We start from the raw sequence: 25,505 nt of genomic DNA on the forward strand, positions 1-25,505 counted from the left end.
ATTTATTTCACAACTGTCATGCGCTTGAACTCTTGCTCGTCTATGACCTGCACGCCCAGACCGATCGCCTTTTCGAGCTTGGATCCCGGATCGGCGCCGGCGAGCAGAAAATCGGTCTTCTTGCTGACGGAGCTCGAGACACGTCCTCCAAGGCCCTCTATTATCGCCGAAGCGCCCTCGCGAGTGAAATCCTCCAAAGCGCCGGTGAGCACAAACGTCTTGCCGGCAAGCGGGCATGCGCCCTCTGCGATCCGCTCGTCTGACATTCGCACACCGGACGCGCGCAACTTCTCTATCAACCGCGCGTTCTCTTCCTGGTGAAAGAAAAAGGCGATGCTCTTTGCGATGCGCGGGCCAATCTCCCTGACGCTCAGCAGATCGCTCTCGTCAGCGGCGGCAAGCGCTTCGATTGAGCGAAAGCGCTCTGTGACGACCTTCGCCACGTGACTGCCGACATGGCGTATTCCCAGCCCGAAAACCAGTCGCCAGAGAGGTCTGTCCCTTGCCGCGTCAATAGCGTTGACAAGGTTATCCGCGGCCCTGTCTTTGAAACCCGGGAGCTCACCGACACGCTCGCGTGTCAGGTTGAAGATGTCGCCGACGTCTTTGACAAAACGTTTCTCGAGGAGCTGCATGACGGTCGCCTCGCCAAGCCCCTCTATATCCATGGCGATGCGGCTGCCGAAATGCAGTATGCGCTCAAACGCCCGCCCGGGGCAGTTGACATTGACACAACGTGTGACAACTTCGACCGCCTCGCGCTCGATGCGCGATCCACAGACAGGGCATCGTTCGGGCATCCTCCAGGACATGGCACCCGCGGGACGGGCGTCCTCTATGACGCTCGCTATCTCGGGGATAACGTCTCCCGCTTTGCGAATAATCACGCGATCGCCCACTCGCACATCTTTTCGGCGAACCTCGTCCTCGTTATGAAGTGTAGCGTGAGTGATCGTCGAGCCAGCCACAAACACCGGCTCGAGCACCGCAACGGGAGTCAGGGCGCCGGTGCGTCCAACGCCGAGTATTATGTCGATAACGGTAGTGGACTTTTCCTCGGGAGGAAACTTGAACGCTATAGCCCAGCGAGGGCTCTTGCTGGTGGCGCCCAGCGCGGACTGCTGATCGAGCGAGTCAACTTTGATGACCACGCCGTCAATCTCGTACGCGAGCGTACGGCGCTTTTCCCGCCACGCGGCGCAAAACGCCATGGCTTCCTCTATATCCGCCACCGTTGCGCTGTGCTCGCCAAGCCTGAACCCCAACTCTCCAAGATAAGACAACATCTCGGAGTGCCTGGCAGGCAACGCCCCGGATGAGTACGTTATCCCGAAGGTCGCCATCGACAGATTTCTTTTTGTCGTAACAGCCGGATCGAGCTGGCGCAGCGAACCAGCGGCCGCGTTCCTGGGATTGGCGAACAGCTTCTCCCCACTCTCGAGGCGCTCTTCGTTCAGTCTCAAAAACGAAGCCTCGGGCATGTAAACTTCGCCCACGACCTCGATCACATCCGGGACCGCTTCCGTCAGTAATCTGAGTGGTATCGCCGGGATCGTCCTGAGGTTCGCCGTGATATCTTCGCCCACCTCTCCATCCCCGCGCGTCGCGCCCCGCGTGAACAGGCCGTTCTCGTAGGTAAGGGCCACCGCCAGGCCATCGAGCTTCAGCTCGCAAACAAACCCGACGTCAGACGCATCGTGGCTCAAGCCTTTACAAACACGCCCGGAGAACGCCTCGAGCTCTGAAGCGGACACGGCATTGTCCAGGCTCATCATGCGGCCCCTGTGCGCCACCGGCTTGAATCCGTCGGCGGGCGGAACGCCGACCCTCTGCGTGGGAGAATCGGACGTGACGATCTCAGGGTGTCGCGTCTCCAGATCGAGAAGTTCCCGGTAAAGCTCGTCGTACTCGGCGTCGCTTACAACGGGGTCGTCCAGCGCGTAGTACCTGTAGATATGGTAGTTGATATCCTTGCGAAGACGCCTGGCATGAGCCTGTACATCATCTGGCAACTGCTCGGTCACGCGCTGCTCCCGGCTGTAGCGTCCACTATAACTTCCTGCAATCTGTTGGAGGCCAGAATATGACAAGGGCCTTGCCGGTCACCTTGCTTTGCGGCACTGACCCAAACGTCCTCGAGTCAAAAGAGTTCTGCTCGTTGTCACCCATTACAAATATATGATCATCCGGGACAAGCGTTGTATACGCTTTCGGCACATATCTGTTCGTGCTCTTGTGAACATACCTGTCGTTGACCACTATCCGGTCGTTTTCTACTCTCACCCGGTCACCGGCAAGCGCGACCACACGTTTGATCAACAAGTCGGGGCTACCCTCAATGTCCTTGAGAACGACCACATCCTCACGACTCGGTGTGGTGTTGCCACGGTACGGAACAATGAAAACCCTGTCGCAATCGTGCAACGTCGGCATCATTGATTCGCCGTGCACGATATACGGCCGCCCTACAAAAGCAATCAAGAGGAACACCGCCAGGAGGATTAAAAATGGAACCAGCATTATGGCGCCGGCCCCGGCGATGCCGAGACGGCGCAATGCCGTTCTTTCAGACGATTCGGAAAGCTGAGCGGGCGGCACCGGTCGACCGGGATAAAAACGCGGCGGCAACTGGCTGCTTGGCGCGGGCGAGCGCCCCTGTTGCCATGACTTGTCTTGCCGGATAGGTTTTTTCGCTTTCCACATCAACTCTCTCAAGATTACCTCATATTCGTCTCGCTAATTCGTGGCTTAGTCCAGCAAGCTGAGGAATGGTACACAACGCCACGTTTCCTGCGCTCGTCCGGCAAGACAGTATCTTCCTGGTGAAAAAATTAATATATCTCCGCCAGGTGGTTGAATTCGTCAGTCATGTGGTATAAATTCTACGATTAGTGGTAAGCATGCGGCTTGCGATGGCGGATATTTGTGATGGGACTGAAAGCCCCCTTTCGAGGGCTTTCTCTTGAAAAAACGCAACACAGGGATCGTACCCCTGTGTTGCGTTTTGCTCTTTTTGTCTTGACAATGGAGAACACATGAAAACCATTCTAATCTCTGATTCGGCGGCGCTGGGCATAATGGAGGTCAGGCCGGAACCAGCCTGGCGGGTGCGGCTGACCGGCCTGCGCAACAAAGATCTCCTTGCGCCGGACTACGGCGCGATGCATGTGGCCGCGTTCCTGAAAGCGAGCGGGCGCCGGATTCATGTCGCCAACTTGATCGCCGATGTGCACGACAGCGCCGCGCTCTTCACCGAGCCAAACACGAAACCAGACGAACTCTCCGGCTCAGGCATAGCGAAGCATGAATCAGCGCATGCTTCCAGGCGTTACCTCTTTGATACACTTGCCGACATCGACCCGGACGTGATCCTGGTTACGCTCTCTACCTACAATCTGGCGCTCTACACACGCAGCCTTCTCGGGGAAATCAAAACCGCGTGCCCTGGCGCCACGCTTGTCACCGGCGGCATCTACTCCACCATGCACCCGGAGGAGATACTCGCAGACGGTCACGCCGACGTGGTCATCCGTGGCGAGGGAGAACTGACCGCATCAGAGCTTCTGGACCGGCTCGCGGGCGGCCGTGACCTCGATGGGCTAAAAGGGGTCAGCTATCGACAGGGTGCGCAAGCGTATCACAACGCGCGCCGATCGCCAATCGCAAACCTGGACGCTCTCCCGCACCCGTACACCGTCAGCGATGAGTTCAACATATCAACTCGCTTCAATATCCTGTCGGAGTTGCTGCCGGAGGGAGACTGGATTCCCGGCGCGGGCTTTCTGACCTCGCGCGGTTGCCCCGAGGGCTGCTCTTTCTGCCTGGATCCGGCGATCAACGGCAGGCGCGCGCGCTTCCACTCGCCCGCATACGTTCGCGAAGTTCTCGAGTTCTGCGCGGACAGGTTCAGCGGCGGGGCAGGCGCTTTCTTTTTTGGGGACGCGGCGTTCACCTTGAACAAAAAACGGCTTGCCCGAATGCTCGAAACGCTGAAAGGCCTGCCGTACACCTACCAGATCCAGACACGCGCCGATTACCTGGACACCCCAACCATCGAACGCCTCGCAGCCAATGGTTTCACCAACGTGGCAATTGGCGCGGAGACGTTCAACGAGGACATATTGCGCACAGTCGTGCGCAAGCGCCTCGAAGTGCGCGACGTGCTCAAGGCCGCGCGCGCCGTATCCAGAGCGGGCATGAAGCCGATCTTGACGTTTATAATCGGGCTGCCCGGTGAGACCCGCGAAAGCGTGATGCGAACCCTCGAGATACTTAGAGAGAATGGCCTTTACGACGCCACGTTCTTCCCGCTCGTGGTGTTCAAGGGCACGGCGCTGTTTGATGAGTTCAAGGCGCGTGTGACGCCAGAGGAGATGGAGAACCTGCGGCTGAATCCATCCAGCGAAGAGTTTATATCCGTGAGCGATGAGTTCCCGAGGGCGCAGGAGCTCATGGATTTCACGGAGCAGGTGAACACTGAACTGCTGTCGTCGCGCCCAACCGCATTACCGTGATGTTTCTCGACCAGGCCAAGTTCCGCGCCCAGCGGTAACAGGGCTTCCAGTCGAGTGAGCGCAAAGTTGTATCCAGAAAACCCGATGCGGTATATTAGACTCATGACGCGACACGGGAGAGACGATTGATGTCTGATTCGATGAAGTTTCAGGGGTGCTACCTGCATCCGCAAAGGCCGGCAGATCGAAAATGCGTCAACTGCGAACAGCCTATCTGCGCGCTCTGCGAAGAAGAGAGTTGTGAAGCGCTCTTGTGCCTTCCATGTAAAGAGAAATTGGAAAAACTCAAAAAACCTGGTCTGTCCAAAGCGGTAAAGGACGCTGAAGTCGCTCCCGCGCCGAAGCGCCAGACCCCGTTTGCCGTGGGCGAGCTGACTATCACGGAAGAAGGTCGGGTCTTTGCGCCTTCGGTCGAGCAGAAAGACGAAGAAAAGACGGCGCATGTGAACGGCGCTGAGCCACCGCCCGAGAAAGAGCAACCCGCGACCAAGGAGATCCCGGCCAAACCAAAAAAATCGAGCGCCGCGAAAACCGCCGAAGAAGCCCATGACGTGAAACCCGCGAGAAAGCGCGCCGGTTCCGCGTCCCGCGCCAGGACAAAATCCGAGAAACCGCCTAAACCGCCTAAAGAACACAGGGAGCGAACCGGGCCACTCTACCAGCTCGTTTCCGCAATCCCGTTCGGCGTGGGCGCGGCTGTCGGCGTTTCGTGCGTATGGTTGGTTGTCACGTTCCTTGCGAAGCAGTGGAGCCAGATCTCCGTCCTGACCACCGGCATGGTAGTTCCCTGGGCCCTTTACAAAGGAACGACCATGAGAAAACGGCATGGCAAGCGAGTCTGGGCTTCTCCACTTCGACCTTTGTGGACAGGCGTCACCTCGCTCACTGTCGTTGCAGCCATCACGCCGCTTCTCGAGTTCATCGCCTACAAGATCATCTACGGGACAAACTCGTTGAGACTGCCTTTCAGCGATTTTATGACGAGGTACTTCACTGCGACAGATTGGATCCTGGTTGTCTGCGGCATGGCGCTGGCTTTCATCATGCCTTTCATCCTCGTCTCCGGGGAAGACTGGAAGAAGCCGGATTAGCCAGGGGTCAGGCACCGTCTACCTTTGCGTCTACCGCTACGCGGTAGACGCAAAGTCAAAAGTCCAGGGCGAGGGGCTACTGGCGTATCATGTCTACCCTTTATCACATCCTGAACCGCGTGTACGCGGAAGCGAGGGGATTGTACCGCTTGCCGTGAACCACTCCGCGAGCGAGCTTCTCGAGCAGGTCGCCGGGGCCGTCAAAATCGTCCATCTCCACGTACGCGGCGCCCAGGCGCGTCGGCTCATGGGAGTCGCTGCCCGCCCCGCGCGCAAACTTTTTTCCCACGAGAAATCTTCGAGCCAGCGCGTTGGCTATCGGCAGGCGCGGCTTTCCGTTGAACTCCTCGATGATATCTATCATGTCATCGAGCGCCTCCAGGTCTTTGGCTTTGAGCCTCTTCAACTTGAGCAGGTCAAAGGGGTGCGGCACATAGACTAGCCCGCCCTGCGCGCGGATGCGCTCCATGGTCTCGACCGGGCTCAGGTGGTCGGGAATCCACTCCTTTAGAAACAACCCGCAAATCTCGCCGTCTGTCGTGCGGACTTCCTCGCCCACAAGGATCCGCGGGGCCCACTCGCCACGGGCGCGGGACTCCTCGGCGAGGCGCGAGAACTCGAGCGCACCCTCGATGACATCGTGATCCATTATCGCGACAGCATCCACGCCGCGCTCCCGGCACGATGCGACCAGGCGCTCGAACGTGATGATCGAATCCGGCGAAAAAACTGTGTGGACGTGAAAATCAACTTTCATTTCTTTCTCCGCGGGTGGTCAGGTCTTTTTCTTAAAGTCGGCGGTCCGTCCAGAGAGGCCTACCTCTCCGTCTGCCTTCACTGCGTAAAGGGGTCTGGCACCGTCTACCGCTAAAGCGGTAGACGTTGCCTGACCCCACAGTTAAGCAGCGAGTTCCAGATGACCATGCCGTCCGTGGAACCGAGATCATCCTCCGCCGCGCGCTCCGGGTGCGGCATCAAGCCGAGCACGTTGCCCTCGGCGTTGCATATGCCCGCGATGCTTTCCATCGCCCCGTTTGGGTTGAACTCTTGTGAGATGCTTCCTTCAGGTGAGCAGTAGCGGAAAACAATCTGCCCTTTTCGTTTCATCTCCTCGAGCTCATCGTCTGGCGCCTGATAGCTCCCCTCGTTGTGCGCGATGGGTATCCTGAGCACCTGTCCCTCGCGGGCGGCCGAGGTCCACGGCGTGCCGGTGGTTTCAACCCTGATGTCCACAAAGCGGCAGATGAACTTGAGCTCGACGTTCCGCATTATAGCGCCGGGCAACAGTCCCGCCTCGAGCAGTATCTGAAATCCGTTGCATATCCCGATGACCAGCCCGCCGCCGTCCGCGAACTTCTCGATGGTCTTCATCACCGGCGAGAAACGGGCGATTGCCCCTGTCCTCAAATAATCCCCGTAGGAGAATCCACCAGGCAGCACCAGACAATCGTATCCCGAGACATCCACGTCCTTATGCCAGACGTAACCGGCATCCTGCTTCAACACGCTCTCGAGCACGTAGTGGCAATCACGATCGCAGTTCGACCCGGGAAACACGACAACCCCGAACTTCATCAAACTTCTACCTCCATCCGGTAGTTTTCGATGATCGGATTGGCAAGGAGCCGTTCGCTCATCTCGCCCAACCGCTTCTCGAGCGCGTCTTTGTCGTCGCCGGTCATCTCGAGCTCCATGTACTTGCCCACACGCAGATCGAGCACCTCGTCGTATCCAAGCGACTTCAGCGCGCGAAGCACGATCTTGCCCTGCGGGTCCAGTATGCCTTCCTTGAGCGTGATGTATACCCTGGCGCTTGTCACCTCATGCCTCCTTCAGTCTCGTATTCCTTGCTACCTGACGTCTAAAGATTCCAACCGCGCGAAGACCTCGTCGAGACGCCTCAGCGATCCTGACAGGTCGAAACAGAAATCTATCTCCTCCGGTGAGAGGTACTTGCCTACCTCCGCGTCGTGGATGAGCCCTTGCATGAAATCTTCCTCGCCGCGCGCCGCCCGCATCGCGTTGCGCTGAACCATATTGTAAGCATCCTGCCTCGTGGCGCCCTTGCCGACAAGCGAGAGCAGTATTTTCTCCGAGAAAACCAGGCCCTGTGTAAGCTCGATGTTTTTTTCCATCTTCCACGGATAGACCACGAGCTCCCTCGTCAACACAATAAACTTGTTCAACACATAGTCGAGCAGGATCGTGCTGTCAGGGAGTATCACACGCTCCGCGGAAGAATGACTGATGTCGCGTTCGTGCCAGAGCGGCATGTCCTGCAGCGCGACCTGCGCGTTGGCCCTTATGACACGGGCGCACCCGCACACCCTTTCGCAGATGATCGGGTTGCGCTTGTGTGGCATCGCCGACGAACCTGTCTGGCCCTCGCGGAACGGTTCCTCGACTTCCATCACCTCGGTCTTCTGCAACGCCCTGATTTCAGTCGCGAACTTCTCGAGCGATGACGCGGAGATGGCAAGCGCCATCATGAACTCGGCGTGACGGTCTCGCTGAATTATCTGGTTGGACGCCTCGGCGGGCTTCAGCCCAAGTTGCTCGCACACGTACTTCTCCACGAACGGGTCGATGCTGGCGTAAGTCCCTACCGCGCCTGATAGCTTTCCAACAGAGACGGTTTCCTTCGCCCTCTTTAACCTGTCCAGGTTGCGTCGCGTCTCGAACGCCCATACCGCGAGCTTGAGCCCGAAAGTTATCGGCTCGGCGTGGACTCCGTGGGTACGCCCCATCATTGGCGTGTCGCGGAACTCGAGCGCGCGATTTTTGAGGATCCCCAGGAGATTGCTGGTGTCCTCGATGAGTATGTCCGCGGCGTCGCGCAACTGAACGGCGAGTCCTGTGTCAAGCACGTCCGAGGATGTCATGCCGTAGTGAAGCCACCTGGCCGGCGGGCCTATGTTCATGGCGAGATTTTCGATGAAAGCGACCACGTCATGCCGTGTTCGCTTCTCGATCTCAAGCACCTTCTCGACATCGAAGCTTGCTTTCCGCTTTATCAGCTCGAGGTCGCCCGGCGGGACAATGCCGAATTTCGACATCGCTTCAGCCGCAAGCGTTTCGATCTGCAGCCAGTTGTGCATGCGCGCCCGGTCGCTCCATATATCTTTCATGCCGGGAAGGCTGTATCGCTCTATCATCGGCTGCCTCCTTCAGCAAGCGTCTTCCTGTAATCCTTCAGCTTTTTTCTGATGCCGGGATCTTTGATAGCAAGAATACGGGCGGCAAGCACCGCCGCGTTCTTCGCGCCACCAACCGCGACCGTGGCGACAGGAATGCCCGTTGGCATCTGAACCATCGAGAAGAGGGCGTCTATTCCACCTGGCATCCCCGAGTCGAGAGGAACGCCGATGACCGGCAAATCCGTGTGGGACGCGACCACTCCCGGAAGCGCGGCGCTCATGCCGGCGCCCGCGATGATCACTTCAGCCCCCGCGGCTTCCGCCTCGCGAACCGCGTCGAGCACCTTTTCGGGCGCCCTGTGGGCCGAGGCCACAACGATCTCGCAAGTTATGCCAAGCGCGCCAAGCATCTCAGCGCTCCCGTCCATCATTGGAAGATCGTTCTCGCTTCCCGTAATGATAAGAACATTTATCGCGTTCATCTCGCCTCCAGCCTCACTTTTTTCTCTGCCGCGCGCGCTGTTATTAAAGCGCGCGGAACCCTATGTCGGTCCGGTAGTGCATCCCTTCAAAACTGATCCTTTCGGCGGCCTCGTAAGCCAGGCCGCGCGCCTCGGCGAAGTCCTTGCCAGAAGCGACCACATTCAGCACCCTGCCTCCAGAGGTTACCACCTCTCCGTCCTCCAGCGCGGTTCCGGCATGAAAAATTTCGACCTTTGAATCGGTGGCGGCGGCCACGAGGCCACGGATAGGAATTCCAGTCGAGTATTTTCCCGGATAGCCACCCGAGGCTATGACCACGCACACGCAATACTCCGGCGACCAATCCATCTCGAGGCTCGAAACCGTGCCGTCTATAGTCGCCCGCAACGCGGGAACAAGATCGCTTTTCATCCTCGGCAGCACCGCCTGCGTCTCCGGATCGCCGAACCGCGCGTTGAACTCCAGCACCTTCATGCCGTCAGATGTGAGCATCAATCCCCCGTACAGCACTCCGCGGTACGGAACGCCCTCGTCACGCATGGCGATGACCGTCCCGTTCATGACCTGCTCGTGTATCGCGGCCTCACAAGCCGCGTCGAGCAACGGAACCGGGGAGTAGGCGCCCATGCCACCGGTGTTGGGCCCCTGATCGCCGTCGAACACCCGCTTGTGATCCTGTGACGGAACCATGTGCGCTACAGCCTCGCCATCCGAGAGGGAAAGAATCGACACTTCCGGCCCTTCCATGAACTCCTCGATAAGCACTTTCGCGCCGGACTCGCCGAACACATTCTCAACGAGACAGTCCCGCAACGCCTCCACGGCCACCTCGGCGCTCTTCGCGATAATTACCCCCTTGCCGGCCGCCAGCCCATCCGCCTTGACGACAAGTGGCGTCTGCTGCGATTCGACGTATTCTCTGGCGTCATCAAAGTTATCGAAGACTTTCGCGCGACCGGTTGGGATGCCGTGATCCTCGAGAATCCTCTTCGCGAACTGTTTGCTTCCCTCGAGCCGGGCCGCCTCGCGAGAGGGGCCGAACGCCCTCAAGCCTCGCTCCTCGAAGTGATCCACGATACCGGCTACCAGCGGCGCCTCGGGCCCGACAACAGTCAGATCAATGCCCCACTCCAGAGCTATCTTCGCGACCGCGCGCGCGTCGGCGACGTCGGCGTTGACGCACTCGCCTATTTGCCGCATGCCGCCGTTGCCCGGGACAAAAAGGATGTCGCTAACTAACGGGCTTTGTGAGAGCTTCCAGGCGAGGGCGTGCTCGCGGCCTCCGCTCCCGACAATCATCACCTTCAACGGCATCTCCCGCTTCTTCTAATCAGCCTGGCAGGGAGACTCAAAATCCTCCCGGAAAAGGAAAGGTCCCTCCTCTATCGGCTGCTTGTACTCCTCACGAGCAACTATCGTCTGGCTCCTCTTAGGACCTACCGAGATAATCTCGACCGGGACGCCAACGCCCTGCTCGACAAACTCCACATATCTGCGGGCTTCGGAGGGAAGATCGTCGCGTTCGGTCACGCCCGAGATGTCCGTCCGCCACCCGGGCAACTCTATGTACTCGGGTTCGCACTTGTGAAATATCGTCTGGTGCGGTGGAAACTCGTGGTATATCTTGCCCATGTACGAGTAGCCGACGCATACCTTGATCCGGTCGAACTCCGACAGCACGTCGAGCTTTGTGAGGGCTATCCCTGAAAGGCCGTTCACGCGCGCCGCGTACCGGAGCAGCACCAGATCGAGCCACCCGCAGCGCCGTTTGCGTCCGGTAGTCGTTCCAAACTCGACTCCCTTTGCGACCATTAGCTCGCCAGTCTCGTTGATCTGTTCAGTCGGGAACGGCCCGTATCCCACCCTCGTGACGTACGCCTTGGCAACGCCAATGATCCTGTCGATGTAACGCGGGCCGACTCCCGTCCCCGTGAACGCGCCACCTACCGTCGGCGACGACGAGGTGACAAACGGATAAGTGCCGTGGTCGATGTCGAGCAACACCCCTTGCGCGCCCTCGAAAAGCACTTTCTTGCCGTCGGTCAGCGCGTTGTAAACCAGCAGGGATGTGTCCTCGACGTGCGGCGCCAGCCTCTCCGCGTACCCCATGTACTCGGTGAGGATCTCGTCAACATCGAAAGGCGCCTGCTCGAACGCCCTGGTCAGGATAGCGTTCTTGCGCTCGAGAGATGCATCGAGCTTTGCCCTGAATATTCTCTCGTCGAGAAGGTCCTGGACGCGCATCCCCATGCGGTCGGCTTTGTCCGCGTACGCGGGCCCTATTCCACGGTGCGTCGTTCCCAGCTTCGCCTTGCCCAGGCTGACCTCGCCCAACCGATCAAAAGCGAGATGATACGGCATGACCAGGTGGGCGTTGCAACTGATACGCAGTTTCGCGCACGTGATTCCTCTTTGCGTGAGGCCATCCATCTCCTCGAGCAGGATTTTCGGATTGATGACGACACCGTTCCCGATGACGGCGATAATATGCGGATGGAGTATCCCCGAGGGCATCAGGTGGAGCTTGAACTCATCCTCGCCGCATACCACTGTATGGCCGGCGTTGTTGCCCCCCGCAAAACGGACGACCATGTCCATCCGATCCGCTATGAGGTCGGTTATCTTGCCTTTTCCCTCGTCGCCCCACTGAGCGCCGAGCACCACCGTTCCCGGCACGCGCAAACCCCCATTCGCCTTATAGATTGAAGACGCCTTACTATATCATTCTCGCTATCGCCTTTGCGGAAGCGCCAGATGGACAACTAATTAACTTAGGGGTCAGGCACCGTCTACGAAGTGGACAACTGGCCCGAAAAGCCAATATGGTATGTTTGCTCGATGAAACGCTTTCCGCAAGGGAGCGAGCACGTGCTTAAATGAGCATCCTTTGTCGAGATTGGAGAACGATTGTCCCTGTCCACCAGAGTCGATGAACGCGGCGACGAGCGGCCCGAACTGTTCGGCCTGACGCCGGCTGAAGTCGCCGAGCGCGTCCGCCTCGGGCAGACGAACGCGGTCAAAGAGACGTCCAGCCGCGCCTACCGCAGCATCATCAGGGGCAACATATTCACGAGGTTCAACGCGATTCTCGGCGCGCTGTTTGTCGTGGTGCTCCTGTCTGGCTCCCCGCGAGACGCTCTCTTCGGGATGGTGCTTCTCGCCAACACGCTCATCGGCATCGTCCAGGAAGTGCGCGCCAAGTGGACGCTCGACCGCCTCTCTCTCATCAACGAGACGATGGCGCGGGTCGTGCGCGGAGGCGAGTCACGCGAGATTCCACACGAGCAGATAGTCCTCGGCGATGTGCTCGAGCTCGAGAGCGGCAACCAGATTGCGGCCGACGGGGTCACGCTTTTTTCCTCGGGCCTCGAAATCGATGAATCACTTCTCACGGGTGAATCGGCGCCGGTGGTCAAACGCCCCGGGGACGAGGTTCTCTCCGGCAGCTTCGTTGTGTCCGGCACCGGGTTCTTCCGGGCGGACAAGGTCGGCGCTGACGCCTACGCCCGCAAGCTCGCCTCCGACGCCAGACGGTTCCAGCTCGTGCAGTCCGAGTTGCGCGATGGCATCAACGTGCTTCTTCGCGGCATCACATGGCTTATGCTGCCTGCCGGGATACTGCTGCTGTCCAGCCAGCTCAAGGCTTACGGGACATTTTCTGCGTCCGTGCCCGGGACAGCCGCCGGGTTGGTGGGAATGGTTCCCGAGGGGCTGGTGTTCCTCATCAGTGTCGTCTTCGCGGTCAGCGTAATCAATCTCGGCCGTAGAAACGTGCTCGTCCAGGAATTGCCAGCCGTAGAGTGCCTCGCCCGGGTAGATGTTATATGCCTCGACAAGACCGGCACGCTCACTGATGACAATCTAACTTTCAGCGCTCTCGAACCGCTGGACGAAGGGTTGAAGGACAGCGACGCGCTCAGCAAAATTCTCGGCGCGTTCGGCTCGGACCCCAACTCAAAAAGCGGCACGCTCGATGCCATCGCGAGGTCGTTCGGCGCGCCTGAAGAGCTGGAGATAACAGGTGGAGTCCCGTTCTCGTCCACGCGCAAGTGGAGTTCTCTGTGCCTTGGCGGGGCAGGGACGTGGGTGCTCGGCGCGCCTGAAATCCTGTTTGAGAGCGCCGGCGCCGACGAATCGCTCAAGGCGCGGGTGAACGGAATCGCCGGAAAAGGAGTGCGGGTGCTTCTGCTCGCGCGCGCCGGGAGCGACCTCGAAGGCGAGACGCTGCCCGAGCGGCTCGAGCCGGCCGCGTTGCTGCTCTTCGAAGAGCATGTACGCTCCGACGCGCGCAAGACGCTCGAATATTTCACGGAGCAGGACGTGGCCATAAAGGTTATATCAGGGGACAACCCCGTGACGGTCGCGGCGGTAGCCCGGCGCGCATGTGTTCCCGCGTGCGGCGAGCCGGTAGATGCCCGCGCGCTCCCGGAGGACACGCAAGAACTGGCCGCGATCATGGAAGAAAGAACCGTATTCGGCCGTGTAACGCCTGCCCAGAAAGAAGCAATGGTCGCGTCGCTTCAGAGCCGGGGGCACGTTGTCGCCATGACCGGTGACGGTGTCAACGATGTGCTTGCCCTCAAGAAAGCGAACATCGGAATCGCAATGGGTTCGGGGTCGCCCGCGTCCAGGGCGGTAGCGCAACTGGTGCTGCTGGACGGTCGTTTCGAGACACTACCCGAGGTGGTCGCCGAAGGACGCAGAGTGATCGGCAACATAGAGCGCGTCGCCAAACTGTTTCTTGTGAAAACCGTTTATGCGACACTGCTCTCCATCGCAATCGGGCTCGCGGGCTGGGCTTTCATATTCCTGCCGCGGCACCTGACGCTGGTCGGTGGACTGACCATCGGCGCGCCCGCCTTCATTCTTTCCTTCGCGCCTAACAAAACGCGGTACCGGCCCGGGTTCATAAAACGAGTCCTGCGATTCTCAATCCCCGTCGGCGTCGTGATGGCGCTCGCGGCCTTTGCCGCCGCGCTCTCACACATCTATCCCTGGATCGGACAGAACGAATCGCGGACAACCGCGACTCTTGTGCTGGTCATCCTGGGACTATGGGTGCTGAGCGCCCTCTCCAGACCGTGGACCTGGTGGAAGCAAGGAATGATCGCGGCCCTCGCGACGGGATTCGTCGTCATCTTGATCGTGCCGTGGTTCCGCGACTTCTTCGCGCTCGCTCCGCCACGGTTGACGATAATCCTCCAGACCGCGGCGATCTCCGCCGCCGCGATCGCGCTCATGCAACTCACGTGGAGCTTCGCCGGGTGGCGCCGCGGTCGAGCGCGCCGAAATACGGCGCCTTGACGCGAGTTTCCATATATACTTATTTTCGCCAGACAACTTGGACGCGCAAAGGAGGGGTCATGGATCAAAAAATCGAGATAAAAGAGTACCCGCCGCAACCGGTGCTGTCGATGCGCGGACAGATTCAACTCGCGGAGCTTGCCGGGTTTTTTGGTGACGCTTTCTCGAAGTTGTTGCCTTATCTGGCGGGTCTGAGCGAGTCCCCTGTAGCCCCGCTTTTCGCCGTTTACCACGGCGCGCCCACCGAGCAGGGTGTTGACGTCGAGGTTTGCGTCCCTACCGGCGCGCTGCTTGCCGGCTCTGGCGAGATCAAGGCGTCCGAGTTGCCCGGCGGCGATTTCGCCTCAACAATTCACGCCGGACCGTACGAGCGGATATCAAGCGTTTACGAGGATATCATGAAATGGATGGCCGAGAACGGATACCGTCCCTCAGGCCCCTCCAGGGAGGTATATATCGTTGGCGCGGGCCAGGCCAACCCGGCCGACTACATAACCGAGGTGCTGTTTCCAATAGCAAAAACATAGCCTGAACGCAAAAAGGGGTCAGACTCCTTTTTGCGTTTTTACGCTCAACGCGCGCGGCGCGACGCTTATGTTGAAAACCTCGCCTTTCCCTGCGATGCGAGCCTCCCCGTCCGACTGCGTGTACACTTTCTCCAAGCATTCGATCACGATTTCACGCGCGTCGTACTCGTCCATCTGACGGACCCAGGTGTGCTTGCCCGTAGTTGACATGCCAAACAGCAGCAGGGCCTTCAATCGGTTCATCATTGTGAAGGTGACGAGATTCATGACGCCGTCGTCCATCAACGCCCGCGGCATCATCTTCATGTACCTGCCGTAGCTACCGGCGTTGCCCGCCACGACCAGGAGGAAGTCGCCTTCGATCTTTTCGTCACCAACAGTGATCGCGAGCCGCGAGCGCGGTGGTGGCTCGAACAGCATCGAGAGGCCGTGGTACCAGTACGCCAGAAGGCGCAAATGTTTGCTCTGATAACTTCGGTACGCGATCTCGGCGTCCACGCCCACACCGGCCGTAACACCCACAAACCGGCCGTTGACGCGCAGAAGGTCTATGGCTTTTTCCTCTTCGCCGAGTAGAACCTCGAGGGCTTTCTCCCGATCGCGAGGAATGCCCATGTTGCGGGCGAAGTCGTCGGCTGTTCCGCTCGGAAACACCGCGAGCTTCCTTCCCGGCTGGCTCGAGTTCATGATGCCGTTGATGACTTCGTTGACGGTTCCGTCGCCGCCGACCGCGACCACCACATCCACGGCTTCAGCCCAGTTTGCCACGAGATCTTGCGCGTGCCCGATTTTCTCGGTGAAAAGAGCGTTGTGCTCGATGCCCATCTTTCGAAGTTTGTTGAGCAGCCATATCGCCTGCCGCTGAGCGTGCCCGCCCCGCCCCACAGGATTGACGACTATCAGGTAACGCTCGTCGGTGTCCACCAAAACCTCCGTGCCGCGACCGGCCTGGATACTGTACGCAAAGATATGATAACACCACAGCAGGTCAGGCATTGCCTCGACACCGGCGACATCAGGAAACTTCCTTCTGCTATCATTCGTTTATGATTCACCGAGAAACACGGCTGAAAATAAGCGCTGCTGCAGTACTGGCGATTGCGATCCTGCTGTCCTGGTCGGCATGTTTCGGCGCGGGAGGTTCAGTGGCGCACGGGCGCGCCGTGGCAGCCGCGCGCGGCAAAGTCGTTCTGGTGATCATCGACCGCATAGGAATTGACGACCTGACCAACACCACCGCCCCCAACTTGATGAAGCTCATCGAACGCGGCGGCGTCGGCCTTATGAACGCCCGGGCCAAGTACGACCTGTACGGGCTGGGAAGCTATCTCGTGATCGGCGCCGGCGGGCGAGCGCTCGGTGGAGCGAACGCCGGTCTCTCCTTCAACTCCAGTGAACGCCTGCTGGAACACGATGGCAACGTCATAAAATCGAGCGACATATTCAGGTGGCGCACCGGAAAGCGCGCACCTGCGGGCGGGGTCGTAAACCTTTACATCGAGGAGATGAAAAAGAAGTCTGATACTCCGCAGGCTACCAGTACTCCCGGGCTTTTGGGGCAAATCCTGAAAGTCGGGGGCAAGAGGATCGCGGTTCTCGGCAACGCGGACTCATTGACACCGGCTTCCTCAATTGACATTTCACCGATCGATGAAGCGCGACAGGCGCGAGGCGAGGAGTTCACGTTCACGGATAGCGAAACGGACGGCGAGCCCGGGGCGCCGGATTCTAAAGGATCATCATCTTATCCGCTGATGTCGTCAATCCATCGAGAGGTGGCTTCAATCGCGATGGACGAGTGTGGCGCTGTGCCCGCTGGCGACGTATCGAGAGCCCTGACCGGCAATTTCTCTCATCGCGGCGTGACAACAAACTTCGCCAGGCTCGAGCGGCGGGTCGCCGCGCTGCTGCCCTCGTCGGACGTGATCGTCGTCGATGCCGGCCAGACCTCGAGGGTCGATGAGCAGGCTAACTTCTTCTCGGCGCCGGAGCTGGATCGAGCGCGAGGCGAGGCGCTGCGGGAGTGCGACCGCGCGCTTGGCCGGATTTCAGGCATGCTGGACGCAAAAAAAGACCTGATAATCGTTTGTTCGCCGACCCCTACACGAAAAATGATTGAAGACGGTGAACTCCTGACTCCTCTGGTCGTGGCTGGTCCAGGATTCTCTCCCGGCAATTACCTGCGATCCGGCACGACCAGGAGAACCGGTCTGGTTTCCAACTACGACATCGCGCCCGCAATCATCAAATATCTCGGACTGGAACCGCCGGCCGTCATGGACGGCACTCCGCTATCGACCGGTGATCCGGCGCCGGGTCTTGCGGAATTAAGAGCCTTTCGCGATCGTGCGGTTGGGGCGTTCAATACGCGCAGGGCCATGGTCAGGGTGTACGTCATCGCCGCGATGTGTGTCATCGCCCTTTTATTTCTTGTCATGCTGGCGCGAGAGGACCTCGCGTGCCGCCACCCGTTCTTCATGTCAGCAGCCCTCCTTGCCGTGCTGGTCGGGCCGCTTATCTGGCTTGCGGCGGGCGCGCTCAGCAGGTTCTCATTAGCGACGGTCATAGCGATCTCGGTCGCCGCGAGCGCGCTTTTAGGCCTTGCCTCTCTGATGCTTCGTGCCCGCGACACAAAACCGCACGTTGATATCCAACTCAACGGAAATCTGGCGGACTCAATACTCGCTGTCTCAGGCGTCACCTTGCTGTTGATACTCATTGACACATTGATGGGTTCTCCGTTGATGACTTTCAGCGCTTTCGGCGCCAGCGCGATCATGGGCGACCGCTACTACGGCGTCGGCAACCTCTACATGGGTTTCGCGGTGGCGTCCGCCATTCTTTTCACCTGCCTCGCGATCCAGTTCCACGCGTCAAGCCTCGACAAACCGTGGAAGAGGCGCTTGCTTGCCGGGGTAGTTCTGGGCGTCACTATTTTTGTCATAGGTTTCCCACGCCTCGGCGCCAATGTCGGTGGCCTCATCGCCGCCGCCGCCGCCTCGCTGGTTATTTTTATGAAGTTGGAGAGGAAGCCCATGACTCTCAAGCGCGCGGCAACCGTTTCACTCGCGCTGATGTTGTGTGTTGGAGGACTCTTGCTGATCGACTCGGTCATGCCGGGCTCAGCGTCACACGCGGGGCGGGCTGCCGGCAAGATACAGAGTGGCGGCCTGTCAGCGTTAATCTCGCAAGTCGGCCGCAAGCTGTCCGCCAACTGGGCGCTCACCTGGATGTCGATCTGGCGACTGCTGCTGCTGCTTGGCGCGGTCGCGTGGCTTGTCTTCAACTGGAAGTTCGGCATTCTGAAACGCGCAAGAGATGAATATCCGTATCTCAACGCGGGCCTCATTGGGATGACAGTGGGCGTTGTTGTCGCGTGGATTTCCAATGATTCCGGGATAGAGGCAGCCGCGGCGATGTCCGTGTTTCTCTTTGTGCCATGCTTTCTCATGCTGATACCGTGGTCTAAAAAACAGCCGAGGTCGCCGAAGTTGAATGGATAAGATTAAAGAAGCTGACGAAAACAAGGTTCAGAAGCGCATCGTGAAGGCCGAGAAAAAAGCGATGAAGATCGCGGGCGTCGACCAGGATCTCATCCACCACTTCTGGGAACTCGTAAACATGTTCCCCAAAATATCGACCCCTGAGCTCGAAAGTCGCATCGAGCGCTTCATCATGACGGCGGCGCCGGGACAACTCTTCGTGATGCAACGTGCTATCTTCGCGGAAGCAACGCGTTACTTACTCGAGGATCAGCGCGTGAAGTACGTGATGGGCCGCCTGAGCGGCAAGCGGATAGGTCTTGCGATCGCGGGAGAGTACGAGTCCACCGTGACACTCGACGGCACACGTTTCAAAATCGAGCGCGGCATAAAGGACGGTATTCCCATCATATCCGTGGAATCACGGAAGGATTACGCTGACGCCGTCCTGCTCAAGAAAGATCCAATCAAGATGATCCTCCGGCGACGGATACGGGCCAGCAAAAAATTCACGCTGCTGAGATGGGGGCTGCCGCACGTCGATCTTCTCCGGGATAGAAGCTTGTTTGAGAAGTACCTCACCCATCAACCCGAAATTGAACGCGCAGTAGAAGAGAACCTCGAAAAAATGGGGTATTGAAACGCATAATGGGGTCAAACCATTTTATGCGTTTTTACTCTTTGGCGGGGCGCTTGGGCACCAGTTCGGATAGCGACGGCGGCGCGGGTTTTTTGGCAGGTGGCCGGACCGTAGCTGAAGGCTTCTTTCGAGTCGCGATTTTCTTCTCTATATCCGCGACCCTGCGCTCAACGCTCATGAGATCGGACCTCGTTACAATGCCCGTGTTCTCCAGCGCGCGCTGCACCGTCCTTGCAACAACCTGTGAAAACTCGTCACCCTTTGAGACCAGCCCCTTCTTCTCCCCCGCCATTTTCCTGCGCCCCTCAGGGGTAAGACTCTTGCCCTTTTCGACAAGGCGCTCGGCCGCCTTTTCTATCTCTTCCTGAAGCGCCACGACACCACCAACCATCAGGTAAGGGATTCCGGAGAGCTCTCTCTTCTCTGCCATTGTCTCCTCCTATTTGTCTTTCCCCAGGGCGCGATCTATCTCGTCGATCCGTCGCTGGATCCTGGCCAGATCCGCGCGCGTCACCATGCCGGCCGACGAGAGGATTTTCCTGACTTCGCCGCCGATTGACTGGATGAATTCCTCCTGCCCTTTCTGTCCCCTGGATATCATGTCGGCGACAGTCGGCTTCTCTCGCGTACGCCTTATCAGCTCGGATACCTGCGGGCTTCCGGCCACATCCTCCTGTCCCATCCGCTTCCTGCCCTTGGCGATGAGAGCGTCATAGACTTCGCCATAAAGCCCACCGATGGTACTGGAAACGCCTTCGAACAAGTACTGTACCTCTTTCACTCCCATCTCTATACACTCCTCATGTCGGCGGACATATCTTATGAATATTTGCGAGCCGGCGTCCTTTGAATCGAAGCGCAAGCGCCTTCACTGTACTATCCAATTGGAGTTACAGTCAATGGGAAGATGGGCGACTGAGCATCTCAAGACAGGTCAAAACAAGAAAGAGGCGCTTTCCGCATTGATTTGATATAATCAAAATTAAGATTCTCAATCAGGGAGGTTTGTGATGAAGAAGATCGGTATCGTGTTTGTTGCGGCATTTGTTGTCGCCACACTGTTTGTGGCGGGTTGCGGCGGCAAGAAGCCCGTCGCGTCAAATAACGCCAAAGATCTCTTGAAAAAGAGCCAGACCAAGATGAAGAGCGTCAAGTCGATGAAGATCAACGGGAACTACTCCGTGGAGACGCCGGAGGCGGAGACAAAGAAAGAATCCGCTTCTTTCGTAGCGGAGATCAAGCGCCTCGGCAAAGATGATGCCGATGCGCACATGACGATGACACCGGAATCCGGCAAAGCGGAAGAGATGTTCATGGTTGGCGGTTACGCGTACAACAATGATCCGGCAAGCGGCTGGACCAAAACGAAGGTCGGATCTTCCAGCGACCTTCAGAAGTCGGGAGTGGTAACTCCCGACATGATCTCCGACATGTCCAAATTCGCCCAGAACATGCGGTTGGATCCGGAGGAAGGTGGCAAGTACGTCATCGCTTTTGACGTCGGTTCAATGTTCTTTGAGCAGATGCTCGACCAGGCCGCGAGTAGCGCGACGGCGCAAGGTTCGAGCCCGGATGGGGATGCCACGAAGAAGCAGGCTCAGGCAATGAAAGACATGCTGAAAGGTCTCAAAATGGCGCTCGTTTACAAGATGGACAAGAAATCGCTGCTTGCCGACAGCGCGGTTGTCACCGCTTCTCTGAATGGCTCCGCTTTCGGCAATGTCAAATTTGATATGACCACAACGTTCAGCGATTACAACGCGCCTGTATCGATAACGCTTCCACCTGAAGCGCAAAACGCGAAGGAAATCCAGCCCGGGCCCGGTGGCGTCCCCGGTGTTCCAGGGATGGGATTTTAAAACGCAACACCGGGGGCCTGACCCCATGTGTTGCGTTTTTAACGGGGAAGCACGTACGGGTGGTTATTCGATCTGGTGGGCAGGCGGCTCTTGTCCATGCGACTCGCGCCCAGCATCTGAACGCTTCCCTTCATTAATTTATGCTTCATCGGCACCGAGTACGCCATCTCGATGGCGACCTGCCCCAGCACCCTGTTCTTTGCCAGCTTGTTCACAATAGAAATAAGCGTCTCGGGACTCAGCGAGTCGAGAACCCTTTCGAGAAGTGAAGCAATCTCGTCGACGGCGTCGGCGATGACGGCGGGATCCACCTGGCGGATCAACTGGCTCGCCCAGTCGCCGATAGCGTTCACGGTGTCCGCGATGGCCTTCGGGTCGATCTCGTTTGCCACAGCCGCGAGCCACCCGGCATTGGCGTTGACGCTCGAGGCCACTACCCCGGGGTCGATTTTTGAAAGCATCTCGGTAATCCATGCGGCGTTGTTGTTCGCGACACGGGCGACGAGGTCGGGTGATATTTTTGAGGTGAGCCGTACGACAAACTCGGGATTCTCGTTGACGGCGCGCGCAAGCACTTCCGGGTCGAGCGTCCGCATGAGACCACCTATGAATCCGGGCGTATCGCCTATGACTTCCGCGATCACATCAGGCGACAGCGCGTCTATTGTCCTTATCAGGAAGTCGGGGCTGAGGTTGAGCGCTTCGGCGATCGGCCCGGGATCGATCTCTCTGAGATAATCAACCAGTATCTGCGGGTTGCCGCCCAGCGCCCCCGCGACGACAACCGGATCTACCTGCTCCATAACTTTCGCCAGAAAGTCCGGGTTGTCATTGATGGCGTCCGCCACGACTCTCGGGGGGAGCGAAGCCATTGCGCCCGACAGGAGCTTGCCGTACCCAACCAGGGCGCCCGTCGCGCGGCCAATCATCTCGAGTATCATTCTGTCACCTCGCTATCTGAAAATGGAAACGGGCGCGGACACGCCATTATTTCTTCCATCCCACAGAAACGTGCCCGGCGCCCCTGTTGTGCCAGTACATGGCTCGCTCGGCCATAATCGGCTGCGCGCAGGTCAGCTTCACGGAAACGTCCTTGTCTGGAAGCTCGCTGGCCACGTTGATCGTGATCCTGCTGTTGGCGGGCACTGTTCGCGTCGCTCCCACCACCGGGCCGTCTCCTGTCATGTAAACGACCGAGACCTCTGCGGGATCATCATTCGGATTTTGGACGCAGACGAACGTCTCGAAGCCCCAGGCGGTGGAGCCCTCCGCGAGGTATATCTCACTCGCGGGAGCGGTGAAGCCCACAGTCTCGTGCCCTGCCTTGCCAGTGCCGTTGTCCCAGTACATGGATCGCTCCGCGATCACCTCTTTATCGCTCGCAACCTCGATGGAGGTGTCGCTGTCTTTTACCTCATCGTTTACGTTGATTGTTTGTCTGGAGCCAGGCGGCATAATGATGGGCGGCCGCTTGACAGGGCCGCTTGACGTCATGTAAGTCACATCCACTCTGGCGGCGGCGCTATTCGGGTTCCCAAGGAGGAGCCACGTCTGAAAGCCCCACGCCGTGGTTCCCTCGGCCAGGTACCATGTTTTTGAGGGAGCGGTCACCCCCACTGAATCGTGCCCGCCCCTCCGGCTGTCCCAGTACATAGCGCGCTCGCAAACGACATCTGAGTCGCTGACCACGCGGGCGGACACGTCGCACTCGCCAACGTCCTTCGAGACGTCGATGGTTTTGCGCTGGCCGGCGCCGACAGTAATCATCGGCTTTTCGACAGTTCCTTTGGATGTCATGTAGGTTATCCCCACGTTCGCGTCCGCGACGCGGCTGGGGTTCTGGACGCAGATCCACGTCTCAAATGGCCACTGCGTGCAGCCCTCCGCGAGATACCAGGTCTTCGCGGGCGCAGTAACTCCGATAGAATCGGTCCCCTCAATGCGATTGTTCCAGTAAACCGCTCTCTCACAGACTATCGCCTGGGAGGAGTCGAGCTGAGTCGAAACGTCAACAGCGGGAATGTCGTCGTTCACGCGCAACGTGACACGCGAGCCGGGAGGCACGTTCAGGGGCTGCGTCCTGGGGATCCTGCCGTACTGCGCCGTATTATAAGTAACGTTCACAGTCGCGTCGATGTCGGTCGTGTTCTCCATCAGAATGAACGTCTCAAAGCCCCAGGCGGTGGAGCCCTCCGCGAGATACCATGATTGCGCGGGCGCTGGAAGATCGTTCACGGTGAACTGCGCGCCGTTGCTCGATCCCGCGAGCGTGGTCACCACAACCGGCCCGGATGTCGCCCCATCAGGAACCTGCGCGAGGATCAAGCCGTCCTGCCACAGTGATGGAATGGCCGGCACGCCGTTGAAGGTGACCTCACTCGTTGGAACGGGCAAGCCGAAATTCGTTCCGTTGATCCGCACGGGCATGCCCACAATCCCTTGCGCGGGCAAAATGCTGTCGACATGCGGCGCGGCGACAGGTGCCGCAAGCGCATGGATCGCCCCGATGATCGTAACGCTCGCGGCAAGCAACACCAGAACGACCAACAATCGCGCAGCCTTTTTCACGTCCTACTTCCTGATAATTGATATGTGAATATTACCACGACTTTCCGTCTCTCGTTGACATGACCGTGGGTCAGTCGCTCTCGTACATGCTCTCGATTTCGCTCGCGAACCGCGTTTCGACCTCTCTCCTCTTCACCTTGAGTGTTGGGGTCATCAGACCGGCCGCCTCGGTCATCTCTTCGGGCAGCAGCGTAAACTTCGTCACGCGCTCGTGCCGGTCGAACTCCGAGAGCGCTTCATCGATGCGCAATTTGTACATCTTTTGCGCGCGCTCGTCGGCCAGCAGCGCGGCACTGTCGCTCGCGTCTATGCCTTCCCTTTTCGCCCACTCCTCGAGCTCCGGGAAAGCCGGCACTATGAGCGCGCTCACAAACTTGCGCTTATCGCCGATGACCGCGACCTGCTCGATATACCTGTCCAGCTTCAAAGCGTTTTCGATATTCTGCGGAGCGATGTTCTTGCCGCCCGCGGTGACGATGAGGTCTTTCTTGCGATCGGTGATAAAGAGGTAGCCGTCTTTATCGAGGTGTCCGACGTCCCCCGTGTGGAACCAGCCGCCCTCGAGCGCCGAAGCGGTTGCGCCTGGATTGTTCCAGTAACCGGACATCACATTCGGACCTCTGGCCAGGATCTCTCCGTCGTCCGCTATTCTGATTTCGACGTTGGGCAACGCCTGCCCCACCGAGCCAAACCGCATCGCGCCAGGAAGATTCATTGTCAGCACCGGCGACGTCTCGGTCAGGCCGTACCCCTCGAGAACATTGATCCCCACGGCGCAAAAGAACTCCGCGATCTCTCGCGCGAGCGGCGCGCCGCCAGAAAAGCAGAACCTCAGCCTGCCGCCCATCTTTTCGAGAATCTTCGAGAAAACCAGCTTGTTCGCAACGACGTGCTCGAAGGCGAGGCGCAACGGCACTGGCCTGTTGCTGGTCGTGAGCTGATTGACCTGGCGACCGACTCTGACTGCCCGGTGAAAGATTTTTCGCTTGATCGGCGATTCGCTCTCTATGCTCGCATGAATTCCGGCGTAGATTTTCTCATACAGCCTGGGGACACCTATCATCCAGTGTGGCCTGATGTCCATTATGTCGTTCGCAAGCGTATCAATGCTCTTTGCGTGAGCGATGGTAACGCCGTTGAAGATCGCCGTATAGTAGCCGCTCATCCGCTCGAACACGTGGCTCAACGGCAAAAAAGACAGATAGACGTCCGTGTCGTCCGCGTCAGACAGGCTCGACGCCGCGGTCACGTTAGACATGAAGTTCTTATGGCTCAGCATAACTCCCCTGGGGTTGCCGGTGGTGCCGGACGTATAGACTACGCTGCAAAGATCGTCCGGCTGTATGGCGCCGAGTCTGCGCGGGAACTCGTCCGGGTTCGCGTTCTTCGAGCCAAGATCAATCATGTCCTCGAACGTGATTACGCCATCGGGCCCCGTTGCCGTGTTGTCCATTGTCACTATCTTTTCGAGCCCGGGGAGATTGTCCCGCGCCTCGAGCGCTCTGTTCATGTGATCCTCGCCGCCGACAAAGACGATCTTCGAACCCGAGTCGGAAAGGATGTGCTCCACCTGCTTCGCGGTTATCGTGGCGTAGAGCGGCACGCTCGCCGCGCCGACGGAGAGAATCGCCATGTCCGCCATCTGCCACCGCGGACTGTTCGGCGAGAATATCGCGACGCGGTCGCCCGGCTTTACACCGCTCGAAATGAGCGCGAGGCCAAGGCGCCGGACGTTGTCGAAGAACTCGTTCCAGGAGATCTCTTTCCACGCTTCCCCTGCCACGTGTTTCATCATCACCCTGTCGCCGTACTTCTCAACCCTTTGCGACAGCATGCCGCAAATCGTTTCCTCACCCATCGAACCCCCTTTCTTTCCCGACTTAACTTTGGAGTCAGGCAC

22 protein-coding genes are annotated in these 25,505 nt (G+C 58.7%); 7 read left to right on the forward strand and 15 right to left on the reverse strand.

The window, feature by feature from the left end:
* Window positions 1-2: 2 nt before the first annotated feature.
* Together CVT63_00880 and lepB are read right to left on the reverse strand one after the other, a co-directional pair.
* Window positions 3-2,012 carry a DNA ligase (NAD(+)) LigA gene (locus tag CVT63_00880; GenBank protein PKQ28797.1) on the reverse strand — a complete coding sequence of 670 codons (2,010 nt, stop codon included), beginning with the start codon at window positions 2,010-2,012 and terminating at the stop codon, window positions 3-5.
* A gap of 37 nt (window positions 2,013-2,049) precedes the next feature.
* Window positions 2,050-2,703, reverse strand: coding sequence for a signal peptidase I (lepB, locus tag CVT63_00885; GenBank protein PKQ28761.1), 654 nt, complete (start codon window positions 2,701-2,703; stop codon window positions 2,050-2,052).
* A 332-nt stretch (window positions 2,704-3,035) separates the two neighbouring features.
* Between lepB and CVT63_00890 the strand changes: the two genes are divergently transcribed.
* Window positions 3,036-4,514: a hypothetical protein gene (locus CVT63_00890; protein ID PKQ28762.1), complete on the forward strand. Its 1,479-nt coding sequence runs from the start codon at window positions 3,036-3,038 to the stop codon at window positions 4,512-4,514.
* 125 nt (window positions 4,515-4,639) lie between these two features.
* Window positions 4,640-5,605, forward strand: coding sequence for a hypothetical protein (locus CVT63_00895; GenBank protein ID PKQ28763.1), 966 nt, complete (start codon window positions 4,640-4,642; stop codon window positions 5,603-5,605).
* A 103-nt stretch (window positions 5,606-5,708) separates the two neighbouring features.
* Here CVT63_00895 and CVT63_00900 read toward each other — a convergent pair whose 3' ends face one another.
* From CVT63_00900 to CVT63_00930, 7 genes are all read right to left on the reverse strand, one after another.
* A complete protein-coding gene (locus tag CVT63_00900) occupies window positions 5,709-6,362 on the reverse strand; it encodes a histidinol-phosphatase (GenBank protein PKQ28764.1) in 654 nt (217 codons plus the stop codon).
* A gap of 110 nt (window positions 6,363-6,472) precedes the next feature.
* Entirely contained in the window at window positions 6,473-7,180 is a 708-nt protein-coding gene (locus tag CVT63_00905; GenBank protein PKQ28765.1) for a phosphoribosylformylglycinamidine synthase I, read from the reverse strand.
* Complete coding sequence (locus CVT63_00910; protein PKQ28766.1) at window positions 7,180-7,425, reverse strand: phosphoribosylformylglycinamidine synthase; 246 nt, start codon at window positions 7,423-7,425, stop codon at window positions 7,180-7,182. The genes CVT63_00905 and CVT63_00910 overlap by 1 nt, the downstream gene beginning before the upstream one ends.
* A gap of 30 nt (window positions 7,426-7,455) precedes the next feature.
* The gene (locus CVT63_00915; GenBank protein PKQ28767.1) at window positions 7,456-8,760 is read right to left on the reverse strand and encodes an adenylosuccinate lyase; all 1,305 of its coding nucleotides are present in this window, start codon (window positions 8,758-8,760) and stop codon (window positions 7,456-7,458) included.
* Entirely contained in the window at window positions 8,757-9,224 is a 468-nt protein-coding gene (gene purE, locus CVT63_00920; protein PKQ28768.1) for a 5-(carboxyamino)imidazole ribonucleotide mutase, read from the reverse strand. Before purE ends, CVT63_00915 begins: the two co-directional genes overlap by 4 nt.
* A gap of 43 nt (window positions 9,225-9,267) precedes the next feature.
* Window positions 9,268-10,533 carry a phosphoribosylamine--glycine ligase gene (locus CVT63_00925; GenBank protein ID PKQ28769.1) on the reverse strand — a complete coding sequence of 422 codons (1,266 nt, stop codon included), beginning with the start codon at window positions 10,531-10,533 and terminating at the stop codon, window positions 9,268-9,270.
* Window positions 10,534-10,551: 18 nt separating this feature from the next.
* Window positions 10,552-11,901 (reverse strand): adenylosuccinate synthase, encoded by a 1,350-nt coding sequence (locus CVT63_00930; GenBank protein ID PKQ28798.1) that lies wholly within the window; start codon window positions 11,899-11,901, stop codon window positions 10,552-10,554.
* A gap of 237 nt (window positions 11,902-12,138) precedes the next feature.
* Between CVT63_00930 and CVT63_00935 the strand changes: the two genes are divergently transcribed.
* On the forward strand, window positions 12,139-14,529 hold the full coding sequence (locus tag CVT63_00935; GenBank protein ID PKQ28799.1) for a magnesium-transporting ATPase: 2,391 nt from the start codon (window positions 12,139-12,141) through the stop codon (window positions 14,527-14,529).
* A 59-nt stretch (window positions 14,530-14,588) separates the two neighbouring features.
* Complete coding sequence (locus CVT63_00940; GenBank protein ID PKQ28770.1) at window positions 14,589-15,056, forward strand: hypothetical protein; 468 nt, start codon at window positions 14,589-14,591, stop codon at window positions 15,054-15,056.
* Between the two features lie 18 nt (window positions 15,057-15,074).
* On the opposite strand, the gene CVT63_00945 is transcribed toward CVT63_00940, so the two are convergent.
* Window positions 15,075-16,052, reverse strand: a complete 978-nt coding sequence (locus CVT63_00945) for a hypothetical protein (GenBank protein ID PKQ28771.1) — start codon at window positions 16,050-16,052, stop codon at window positions 15,075-15,077.
* Window positions 16,053-16,102: 50 nt separating this feature from the next.
* Between CVT63_00945 and CVT63_00950 the strand changes: the two genes are divergently transcribed.
* Window positions 16,103-18,559, forward strand: coding sequence for a hypothetical protein (locus CVT63_00950; GenBank protein PKQ28772.1), 2,457 nt, complete (start codon window positions 16,103-16,105; stop codon window positions 18,557-18,559).
* Window positions 18,552-19,178, forward strand: a complete 627-nt coding sequence (locus CVT63_00955) for a hypothetical protein (protein PKQ28773.1) — start codon at window positions 18,552-18,554, stop codon at window positions 19,176-19,178. Before CVT63_00950 ends, CVT63_00955 begins: the two co-directional genes overlap by 8 nt.
* Window positions 19,179-19,212: 34 nt before the next feature.
* Here the strand turns inward: CVT63_00955 and CVT63_00960 are convergent, their stop codons facing one another.
* Window positions 19,213-19,608: a hypothetical protein gene (locus CVT63_00960; protein PKQ28774.1), complete on the reverse strand. Its 396-nt coding sequence runs from the start codon at window positions 19,606-19,608 to the stop codon at window positions 19,213-19,215.
* A 9-nt stretch (window positions 19,609-19,617) separates the two neighbouring features.
* On the reverse strand, window positions 19,618-20,040 hold the full coding sequence (locus CVT63_00965) for a hypothetical protein (protein ID PKQ28775.1): 423 nt from the start codon (window positions 20,038-20,040) through the stop codon (window positions 19,618-19,620).
* A gap of 148 nt (window positions 20,041-20,188) precedes the next feature.
* On the opposite strand from CVT63_00965, the gene CVT63_00970 reads away from it, so the two are divergent.
* On the forward strand, window positions 20,189-21,037 hold the full coding sequence (locus CVT63_00970; protein PKQ28776.1) for a hypothetical protein: 849 nt from the start codon (window positions 20,189-20,191) through the stop codon (window positions 21,035-21,037).
* 38 nt (window positions 21,038-21,075) lie between these two features.
* Here the strand turns inward: CVT63_00970 and CVT63_00975 are convergent, their stop codons facing one another.
* The 3 genes from CVT63_00975 to CVT63_00985 all read right to left on the reverse strand — a co-directional run bounded on the left by CVT63_00975 (window position 21,076) and on the right by CVT63_00985 (window position 25,463).
* Window positions 21,076-21,978, reverse strand: a complete 903-nt coding sequence (locus CVT63_00975; protein PKQ28777.1) for a hypothetical protein — start codon at window positions 21,976-21,978, stop codon at window positions 21,076-21,078.
* Between the two features lie 46 nt (window positions 21,979-22,024).
* Window positions 22,025-23,605 carry a hypothetical protein gene (locus CVT63_00980; protein PKQ28778.1) on the reverse strand — a complete coding sequence of 527 codons (1,581 nt, stop codon included), beginning with the start codon at window positions 23,603-23,605 and terminating at the stop codon, window positions 22,025-22,027.
* A 70-nt stretch (window positions 23,606-23,675) separates the two neighbouring features.
* Window positions 23,676-25,463 (reverse strand): long-chain fatty acid--CoA ligase, encoded by a 1,788-nt coding sequence (locus CVT63_00985; protein ID PKQ28779.1) that lies wholly within the window; start codon window positions 25,461-25,463, stop codon window positions 23,676-23,678.
* Window positions 25,464-25,505: the final 42 nt, after the last annotated feature.

Source organism: Candidatus Anoxymicrobium japonicum (genome assembly GCA_002843005.1).
Classification (GTDB): domain Bacteria; phylum Actinomycetota; class Geothermincolia; order Fen-727; family Anoxymicrobiaceae; genus Anoxymicrobium; species Anoxymicrobium japonicum.